The following is a 1,665-nucleotide window of genomic DNA, read 5'->3' as shown; positions in this document are numbered from 1 at the left end:
CCTTGCAACCCTTGCTATGCATTGCACACGAATTTTGTCAAAGGGGGAAGTTCAGATTAACTGCAACCTCAACTTTGTAACCATTGTTTTCCAAAGTTTGCGTTCCATTTCCCGGACAGTAATCGAATCATCCACAACCAACACCCGTTTGTAGGTTTTGCTAAGTGCTTGACGAGCAGAGTGATTGACTTGGCTGGCTTGTCCACTGGAAAATACCTTGGCAATAGAACGGACTAAATCCTGACCAAGGAGAACATAGCCATCAACTTCCCGTAGGCGGTATCCTGAATCAGTTGGCTGAAAATACTGCCCTTGAAAGGAAAGGCTATTACCTCGAAACGAGTACTGATCGTAGATTGCCCGTTGAGCCTTCACCAGACACTGTTTGCTAATATCAACGGCATCAATGTGAACTTTTGCAGCTGTCAATCCTGCTTCTAATAGAGCGATCGCAATGGAATATGGTTCGTGCGATTCGTTGGCTAGAAATCAAGGCTCATAAAAGGCTTTGAGGGATTAGCCGCAAGGTTCTTATTCTGAACCTTGACAACTGAATGACAATGTAGGTGAAAAACCTACCCTCCAAGTGCAGGAGTGAAAGCACTTCCCCTACGGTAGCGACTAGCCATCAATCTGTAAAGCGGGGATGAAAGATGGCTCCACTGATAGCCTAAATCGGTGTCCAACGAGCAAAGTATCCATGAGTAAAGCCTTGGCTTGAAGATGTGACCGAATCATCGTTTACTTCTGAAGTAGTGAAATCAGGCTGATACACTACACCCAAAAAGGGTAAGGATAGGGGCTGGCGGTGAACCTACGACCAGTAAGCACTCCCAATAAACCCGGTGAAAAGCATCGCTCTAAAGATACTTAGAATTGTCATTCGGAACGAAGTAACCCATTACTAGCTCTCTGAGAGGTCGAATACTCAGAGTAGGTGCTAACCGGATGCGGTAATGGAAGAGATTGAGTAAGAAGCGAAAGCTTGACTGTAATGGTCAAGATATGCTGACGTACTCACGATGGTGTGAAAGGAAAAGTCCAAATAGGAAGTATATATGTCTAAAACACTGAGAAATCAGATGGTGGAATGGAACACGATACCCTGGCAAAAGCTAGAGCGTCGAGTTTTCAAGCTTCAGAAAAGAATTTTCCGAGCCTCCCAGCGTGGTGATACTAAGGCAGTTCGCAAACTCCAGAAGACTTTGATGAGGTCTTGGTCAGCAAAAGTACTAGCTGTACGCAAAGTCACCCAGGATAACCGAGGGAAGAAAACAGCAGGGGTCGATGGAGTAAAATCCCTGGCACCAAAAGCAAGATTGCTCTTGGCATCAAACCTAAAGTTAACCAGCAAAACGAAATCAACCAGAAGGGTCTGGATTCCCAAGCCCGGAACGGATGAGAAAAGACCATTGGGGATACCGACAATGCAAGATAGGGCAACTCAATCGCTTGTCAAACTGGCTTTAGAACCAGAATGGGAAGCGAAGTTTGAACCTAATAGCTATGGCTTTAGACCAGGACGTTCTGCCCATGACACAATCGAAGCAATATACAACAGCATCAAACAAAAACCAAAATGGGTCTTAGATGCTGACATCTCAAAATGCGTGCGCCGTGACAGTTAACGCGGTATCCCCAACTAAGTTGGGAAAGACTAAGAAG

The 1,665-nt window shown here is 45.3% G+C and carries 1 protein-coding gene and 1 pseudogene; one reads left to right on the top strand and one right to left on the bottom strand.

Features of this window, described 5'->3' with window-relative positions; genetic code table 11:
• Positions 1-51: 51 nt before the first annotated feature.
• Positions 52-459, bottom strand: a pseudogene (locus BV375_RS37910) (CheR family methyltransferase); the annotation flags it as partial.
• 599 nt (positions 460-1,058) lie between these two features.
• Here BV375_RS37910 and BV375_RS01330 point away from each other — a divergent pair.
• Positions 1,059-1,628, top strand: coding sequence for a reverse transcriptase N-terminal domain-containing protein (locus BV375_RS01330; RefSeq protein WP_086756457.1), 570 nt, complete (start codon positions 1,059-1,061; stop codon positions 1,626-1,628).
• Positions 1,629-1,665 lie beyond the last annotated feature (37 nt).

It is taken from the genome of Nostoc sp. 106C, assembly GCF_002154725.1.
GTDB lineage: Bacteria > Cyanobacteriota > Cyanobacteriia > Cyanobacteriales > Nostocaceae > Aulosira.
Note: the sequence above shows the minus strand (reverse complement) of the source record. Positions and strands in the feature narration are given on the sequence as shown.

Excerpts from the sequence above, each read along its gene's own strand:
- BV375_RS01330 (WP_086756457.1), top strand. The coding sequence starts at position 1,059 with ATGTCTAAAACACTGAGAAATCAGATGGTGGAATGGAACACGATACCC.